This is a genomic window from Streptomyces sp. SID11385 (assembly GCF_010548245.1).
Taxonomy (GTDB): Bacteria; Actinomycetota; Actinomycetes; order Streptomycetales; family Streptomycetaceae; genus Streptomyces.
Map to the genome: position 1 here is coordinate 1 of NZ_JAAGLR010000567.1, position 6,097 is coordinate 6,097.

Below are 6,097 nucleotides of genomic sequence, written 5' to 3' on the forward strand. Positions count from 1 at the left end.
GCCCCGCACCCCCACCCCAAATTCACATGCCCCACCGCACCCCCCACTGCTAGCTTCAGCCCGTGCCCAAGCTCAATCAGATCATCGCAGTGGAGAAGGGCGTGAAGGCCAAGTCCGCCCAGGAGCTTGCCCGCGCGCACCAGGAACTCCAGAAGCCCGCCCTCCTGGCCGGGCTCTCCCGCACCTACCAGCCGAAGGACGAGGAGGGCGAGCAGTTGCCGCCCGAGTCGACCCGCGTCCAGGTCAAGGCCGAGGACCTCCTCAAGGCCGCCTCCGCGTCGCTGACCAGGCTCTTCGACGTGACCGCCACGAAGGACTGGGCGAATCTCGACGCGCACGCCGATGTCGTCGTGGACGGCCGGACGCTGCTCGCCGCCGTCCCGGTCCCGTACCTGCTCTTCCTGGAGAAGCAACTCACCGCGCTCGACGCCTTCTTGCGCAAGCTGCCCGTGCTCGACGCCGCCGAGACGTGGTCGCAGGACCCGTCCACCGACACGTGGCGCACCGATCCGGTACGGACCGTGCGGACCCGCAAGGTTCCGCGCAACCACGTCAAGGCCGAGGCGACCGAGCACCACCCGGCGCAGGTCGAGGTGTACTACGAGGACATCCCGGTCGGTTACTGGACCACCGTGAAGTTCTCCGGCGCCCTCCCCGCCCGTCGCGTCAACGAGCTGCTCGACCGTGCCGAACGCCTGCTCCAAGCCGTCCGGTTCGCCCGCGAGGAGGCGAACGCGGCCGAGATCGAGGACCGCCACGCGGGCGCCGCCGTACTCGGCTACCTCCTCAACGGCTGACACCCGGCGCCCGCCCCGGCCGGGCACGGCCAAAGGCATCCCCAAGGCCGCACGGACCGCCACCACCCCACAATCGCCCTCCGACGAGCGCGGAGGGCGCGCGCACCGCACGGTGCGCGCCACGCTGAAGCTCAGACCGTGAAACTGAACGGGCACACCCGATACGTGGTGCGCCCTCAAGCTCAGACTCTCGCTCCAAGCTCAGCATCGGCCGCCCCACCCCGCCCGACCGGCACCGGACATTTCCGCGAGATGGGGGTTCAACTCCTCTCCGGGCCTCCAACCCCTCTGCCACAGAGGGCACATGGCCCGGTAGCTCAAAGGCAGAGCGCGCGGAGAGAGACTGATCCGGCGGCCTCCCAAGGGCCGGGGGGACCACACGGTGGCACGCGAGGGGCCCGGGAGTTGGACATGCTCCCGGGCCCCGTCACCGCTCACCGCCCACCAGCCGATCCCCACAACTCACCCTCGGCAGAGGCACTTTCACATATTCGGCATCAGCACCGAGTCGATGATGTACACGTTCGCGTTGGCGGTCTTCACGTTCCCGCACACCACCTTCGCGCTGTCGTTGACCTTGTACGAGGTGCCCGAGCCGGAGGTCATCAGCTTGCTCTTCTCCAGCGTCTCGAAGGTGCCCTTCTCCAGGTCCTTCGGCGTGAGCTTCTTGCCGACGACGTGGTACGTCAGGATCTTCGTCAACTGCGCTTTGTCCGCGAGGACCTTGTCGAGGTCGGCCTTCGGGATCTTCGCGAAGGCGTCGTTCGTCGGCGCGAACACCGTGATGTTCTTCGCGTTGTTGAGCGTGTCGACGAGCCCCGCCTTCTTCACCGCCGTCACGAGCGTCGACAGCGCCGGGTTGTTCGAGGCAGCCGTCGCCACCGGGTCCTGCGCCATGCCGTCGAACGAGCCCGCGCCGCTCTTCGGCACGCCCGCACAGCCCGGCCCGAAGGGACCCGCCTCGTCCATGGACTGGTCCTGCCCGGCCGCCGGCGAACTCGCCTCGTCCGAGGCTCCCTTGGACGACGAGGACGCCGAGGACCCCTTCGACGCGCTGTCCGACGCGCTGTTGTCGCTGTCCCCCGAGCAGGCGGTGAGCGCCACCGGCAGGACGGCGACGGCGAGCGCGAGGGCGGTACGGCGGAGTGCGGTGTTCATGGTGTTCTCCCAGGTGGGTGAGGGGGGTTGGGCAGTACGGAATGCGTATGAGGACAGGTCGGGGTGCCGGAGCGACAGCTCCAGAAACATGTCATGTGCGCGTCACGCGCCCGCGTACGACGGCATCGCCTGCCGCCGCCGTACGTGGCGGCCGTCAGTCCACGGTGACCACCACCGAGTGCCAGCCGCTCGACCCGTCCGGCACCGTCCCGGCGCGCTTCGCCGTCTGCCGGTGGCCCGCGCCGTCCGTCGCGCGGACGGTCAGGGTGTGCGTGCCCGGGCTCGCGCGCCACGGGATCGACCACTGCCGCCACGTGTCGCGGGTGTCCTGCGCGGCGAGGTCGGCGGGGCGCCAGCGTCCGTCGTCGACGCGTACCTCGACCTTCTCGATGCCACGGTGCTGGGCCCACGCGACGCCCGCGATCGTCACCGTGCCCGCCTTCGGGCGCGCGAGCGGCTTCGGGGTGTCGATGCGGGCCGAGGTCTTGATCGGTCCTTTGCGAGCCCAGTCCCGCTTGACCCAGTAGGGGTCGTAGGCGGCGAAGGTCGTCAGCTCGATGCTCTCGATCCACTTGCACGCCGAGACGTACCCGTAGAGCCCCGGCACAACCATCCGCACCGGGAAGCCGTGCGTGAACGGGAGCGGTTCGCCGTTCATGCCGAAGGCGAGGAGCGCGTCGCGCCCGTCCATGACGTCCTCGACGGGTGTGCCCAGCGTCATGCCGTCGACCGAGCGGGCCACGAGCTGGTCGGCCTTTCCGCCGCGCGAGGGCGGCCGGACGCCCGCTTCGCGCAGCAGCGGCGCGAGCGGCACGCCGAGCCAGCGCGCGTTGCCCACGTACGGGCCGCCGACCTCGTTCGACACGCAGGTGAGCGTGATGTCCCGCTCGACCGTCTCGCGCCGGAGGAGTGCGGCGAAGCTCAGCTCGACGTCCTCGCGCACGCCCTCGCCGTGGATGCGGAGCCGCCACGAGCCCGCGTCGACGTGCGGCACCACGAGGGCGGTGTCGACGCGGTAGAAGTCCTTGTTGGGGGTCGTGAAGGGGGACAGGCCGGGGACGTGGAGCCGTGCTCCGGCCGGTACGGGGTGGGCGGGCGAGCCCGGGCGCGGGAGCCTGATCGCGTCCCGCGAGGCGACCGCGCTCGCGATGTCCCCGCCGGCGAGCGCCCGTCCGGCCGCCCCGGCTGCGGTCGCCCCCACGGCCGTCGCGGCGGCGAGCAGGACGAAGTGGCGACGGTCCCACGGCACGGAGGCGGGGGCCGGCACCGCTGCGTCCTCGCCCGGCTCCGTACCGTCCTCGCCCGGCTCCGTACGGTCCTCGCCCGGCTCCGTGCCGTCCTCGAAGTCCTCCCTCGAACGGCCCCCAGGGTTCCCCTCGGTCCCCCGGGGGCCGGCGGGCGCGGTGGCGCCCCGAATGCGCCACCGCACGAACGATCCCGGCCAGACCCACGGCGGCAGGTACGCACCGGCGTAGACCGGTCCCACCAGCAGGTACAGCAGGACCGCGCCCGCTGCCGCCCCCAGCAGGGAGGGCAGCGTGTCCGTGACGCCCGCGCTGTCGGGGCGGCTCAGGGCCGCGACGGCGCCGACGACGCCGATCGCGAGGACCCCGGCCGCGCCGCTCAGCCGCCACCGCGTGGCGAGCACGCCGAGCGCGAGGGCGAGCAGGGCGAGGACCGCGAGGATACCGAGTTCGAGGACGCGCTTGTCGTCGCTGCCGAACTCGCGGATCGCCCACGTCTTGAGCGGCGTCGGTACGAGATCGACGGCCGCGCTCCCGACGACGGCGACAGGCCCCGCCTCCGCCCGCCCGAAACCGGCCACGAGCTGCCCGGCCGCGAGGGCCGCGTAGCCCGCGAGCAGCCCGGCGAGCCCGCCCACGGCCCGGCGGGCGAGGGGGCGGGGCGCTCGGCGCCGTGCGGTTTCCCTGGTCACGCGAGGCATCCGGAGCCACCCGCCCCTGCGGATGGGTGCCGAGTTGCCGGTTCACCCGTTCGTGGGAATTCTGGGAGGAGAGAGGAAGAAGTGCGCACCTGACACCCATCCCCGTCCCGCGCGGCTCCGTATCCCCCACGACAGTTGCCAGGACAGGCACGGCGGGAGGAACCAGAGATGCGCACCCACGACCACGGCGGCCCGGCCCGGCCGGGCGAGGCCCCGCACACGGCCGTCATCGGCGCGGGGGTCGCGGGGCTCACCGCCGCGCACGTCCTCACCGGGTCGCGCCCGGTGGACCTCTACGAGGCGGACGAGCGGCTGGGCGGGCACGCGCACACGCACGAGGTGCTCGACAGCCGGGGCCTGCCCGTGCACGTCGACTCCGGTTTCATCGTGCACAACCGGCGCACGTACCCGACGCTCCTGCGGCTCTTCGACGAACTCGGCGTCGAGACGCGCGCGTCGGAGATGAGCATGTCCGTGCGCTGCGAGGGCTGCGGGCTGGAGTACGCGGGCGCGCGCGGGCCCGGCGGGCTCCTCGCAGCGCCGCGCAACGTGCTCAGCGCCCCGTACCGGCGGCTGCTGCGCGAGGTGCCGCGCTTCCACCGCGCCGCGCGCGCGACGCTCGCGCGGCCCGAGCCCGACGAGGCGGCGCCCGAGACGCTCTCGCGCTTCCTCACCGCGCACCGTTTCTCGCGCTACTTCGTCACGCACTTCATGACGCCGCTCGTCGCGGCCGTCTGGTCCTGCGACGCGCACACGGCGCTGCGCTACCCGGCCCGCTACCTCTTCCGCTTCCTCGACCACCACGGCCTGCTCTCGGTCAGCGGCTCGCCGACCTGGCGCACGGTGGCGGGCGGCTCGCGCACGTACGTGGAACTGCTCGCCAAGCGCCTGCACCGGGTCCGTACCGGCACGCCCGTGCGCGCGGTGCGGCGGCACGCGGACGGCGTGGACGTCACGGACGGCGGCGGCACGACCCGTACGTACCGTTCCGTCGTCGTCGCGACCCACCCCGACCAGGCCCTCGCCCTCCTCGCGGACCCGAGCGAGGCCGAGAGCGCCGCGCTCGGCGCCTTCCGCTACTCGCGCAACCCGACGCTCCTGCACACCGACACCTCCGTCCTCCCCCGCGCCCCGCGCGCCCGCGCCTCCTGGAACTACCTGCTGCCCGGCTGCGCGGCGCCCGCCGACCACGTGCGGATCTCGTACGACATGAACCGGCTGCAAGGGCTCAGCACGCCGGACGCCTACGTCGTGACGCTCAACGGCGAGGACCGCGTGGACCCGGGCGCGGTGCTCGCCCGCATGGTGTACGAACACCCCGTCTACACGCCGGAGTCGGTGACCGCGCAGCGGCTGCTGCCCGCGCTCAACCAGGGCCGCACCGCCTTCGCGGGCGCCTACTTCGGCTGGGGCTTCCACGAGGACGGGGCGCTCGCCGGGGTGCGCGCCGCCGAGTCGCTGGGGGGCCGCTGGTGAGCACCGCCCCGGCGCTCTACCCCTGCGAGGTCTTCCACCTCCGCAGCAAGCCCGTGCGCCAGCGGGTCCGGCACCGCACCTACCTCTGGTACGTGGATGCCGACCACCCGCCTCAACTCCCGTCCGTACTCCGCCCGCTGGCCCGTTTCGATCCGCGCGACCACTTCGGCGGCACCGCGCCCACGCTGCGTGCCGGGCTCGACCGCTTCCTCGCCGCGCACGGTGTCGACCTGCGCGGCGGGCCCGTGCGGCTCCTCGCGAACGCCCGCGTGCTGGGGTACGTGTTCAACCCGCTGAGCCTGTGGTGGTGCCACGATCCAGGGGGCGCGCTCGTGTGCGTCGTCGCCGAGGTGCACAACACGTACGGGGAGCGGCACGCGTACCTGCTCCAGCCCGGCGAAGTGAGCGGCCCGGACGGCGAGTTCAGCGTGCCGAAGGAGTTCTACGTCTCGCCCTTCTTCCCCGTCGACGGCTCCTACCGGATGCGGCTCCCCGAGCCCGGCGCGCGGCTCTCGCTCGCCGTGCACCTGGAGCGCGAGGGCGCCCGGCCCTTCACCGCGACCGTGCGCGGGCACCGCGTGCCCGCCCGTCCCGCGACCGTGCTGCGCGCCTCGCTGCGCCACCCGCTCGCGACCCTCGTCGTGTCGGCCGCGATCCGCGCCCACGGCATCCGTCTCTATCTGCGCGGTCTGCCCGTCGTACGGCGACCGCGCCACCCGCT

The 6,097-nt window shown here is 73.0% G+C and carries 5 protein-coding genes; 3 read left to right on the top strand and 2 right to left on the bottom strand.

From position 1 onward, the window contains the following. Positions 1 to 62: 62 nt before the first annotated feature. The gene (locus G3I42_RS17290; protein WP_164286982.1) at positions 63 to 797 is read left to right on the top strand and encodes a hypothetical protein; all 735 of its coding nucleotides are present in this window, start codon (positions 63 to 65) and stop codon (positions 795 to 797) included. Positions 798 to 1,280: 483 nt separating this feature from the next. Here the strand turns inward: G3I42_RS17290 and G3I42_RS17295 are convergent, their stop codons facing one another. After that, a complete protein-coding gene (locus G3I42_RS17295) occupies positions 1,281 to 1,955 on the bottom strand; it encodes a fasciclin domain-containing protein (RefSeq protein WP_164286984.1) in 675 nt (224 codons plus the stop codon). A 154-nt stretch (positions 1,956 to 2,109) separates the two neighbouring features. Beyond that, positions 2,110 to 3,891 carry a molybdopterin-dependent oxidoreductase gene (locus G3I42_RS17300; RefSeq protein ID WP_164286985.1) on the bottom strand — a complete coding sequence of 594 codons (1,782 nt, stop codon included), beginning with the start codon at positions 3,889 to 3,891 and terminating at the stop codon, positions 2,110 to 2,112. Positions 3,892 to 4,068: 177 nt separating this feature from the next. On the opposite strand from G3I42_RS17300, the gene G3I42_RS17305 reads away from it, so the two are divergent. Together G3I42_RS17305 and G3I42_RS17310 are read left to right on the top strand one after the other, a co-directional pair. Further along, positions 4,069 to 5,376: an FAD-dependent oxidoreductase gene (locus G3I42_RS17305; RefSeq protein ID WP_164286987.1), complete on the top strand. Its 1,308-nt coding sequence runs from the start codon at positions 4,069 to 4,071 to the stop codon at positions 5,374 to 5,376. Further along, positions 5,373 to 6,097: DUF1365 domain-containing protein (locus G3I42_RS17310; protein ID WP_164286988.1), on the top strand; the 725-nt coding region annotated here is incomplete at its 3' end. The genes G3I42_RS17305 and G3I42_RS17310, both read left to right, overlap by 4 nt.

What these genes read in the sequence shown, in the direction of transcription:
- G3I42_RS17295 (WP_164286984.1), bottom strand. Translation starts at nt 1,955, where the DNA reads ATGAACACCGCACTCCGCCGTACCGCCCTCGCGCTCGCCGTCGCCGTC.
- G3I42_RS17305 (WP_164286987.1), top strand. Translation starts at nt 4,069, where the DNA reads ATGCGCACCCACGACCACGGCGGCCCGGCCCGGCCGGGCGAGGCCCCG.